The sequence below is a fragment of the Streptococcus pseudopneumoniae genome (genome assembly GCF_001068775.1).
Taxonomy (GTDB): Bacteria; Bacillota; Bacilli; order Lactobacillales; family Streptococcaceae; genus Streptococcus; species Streptococcus pseudopneumoniae_N.
Window position 1 is genome coordinate 1 of record NZ_JWAJ01000071.1, and the last position, 1,089, is coordinate 1,089.

At 39.1% G+C, this 1,089-nt stretch carries 1 pseudogene; it reads left to right on the plus strand.

The window, feature by feature from the left end:
- Nucleotides 1-271: 271 nt before the first annotated feature.
- Nucleotides 272-1,089: pseudogene (locus ADF68_RS02580) on the plus strand (transposase); the annotation flags it as partial.

Consider the following 1,089-nt stretch of genomic DNA (forward strand, 5'->3'; position numbering starts at 1 on the left):
TTTTTCTCCTTTCGCTTTACATTTGGCTTGAACACCTTTATTGTATCGCGTTTGGAGTTTTTGTGGTATAACCTTCGACGCGCACCCGCATAACGGGTGTTTTTTTTGTCTCGCACCTAACGGAGCGAGACGGACTGAAAGTTGCATAAAAGAAAAGGAAGCTGATTTGCTTCCTTCAGATTGAAGACAAAGTCCTTAGAACTCAAGTTTCTAAGGGCTTTTCTTTGTAAAGTCGTATAATAGAGGTAAGAAGAGTTGTGAGGTGTTCCCTATGTTTCACAAAGAAAAACCTGATTATAATATGGTTTCTATACAATAGACGAATTGGTCCCAAAAGATCACTTTCTTCGACAAGTTGATTCAAAGGTTGATTTTGACTTTATCTATGACTTGGTAGAAGATACCTATAGTCCAGATAATGGTCGTCCTAGTCTTGATCCCGTCATGTTAGTCAAAATTCCTTTAATCAAATGTTTTTATGGCAGTCATTCCATGCGCCAAACCATGAAAGAGATTGAAGTAAACGTGGCCTATCGTTGGTTTCTCGGACTAACTTTAGATGATAAGGTTCCTCATTTTACTACCTATGGGAAAAATTACAGTCGTCGTTTTCAAGATAAAGAACTCATTTCTGAGATTTTTTCCCAAGTTCTCAACCAAGCTTTGTATGCTGGCTTAATTGATCCTTCTGAAATATTTGTGGATGGTACCCATATCAAAGCGGCAGCTAATAGTCACAAGTATCGTAAGGAAATGGTAGACCAACAAGCTAAATTTATGAGTGAACAATTGGCAGTTGAGATTGATTTAGACAGGAAAAAACACGCAAAAAAGTCCTTAAAGCCCGCAAAAGAAAGTGAGGCTAAAGAAAAGAAAATCTCAACAACAGATCCCGAGTGTGGTTGGTGCAAACATAAGGAAGTATTTGCCTATTCTGCTCAAGTTGCTTGCGATAAGCATGGTTGGGCCTTAGCTTATACGGTTGAAGCAGGAAATGTTCATGACAGTCAGGCTTTCCCTGCCTTATTTTCAAAGTTAGAGCCTTTCTCCCCACGCTATATTATTGCGGATTCAGGCTACAAAACCCCA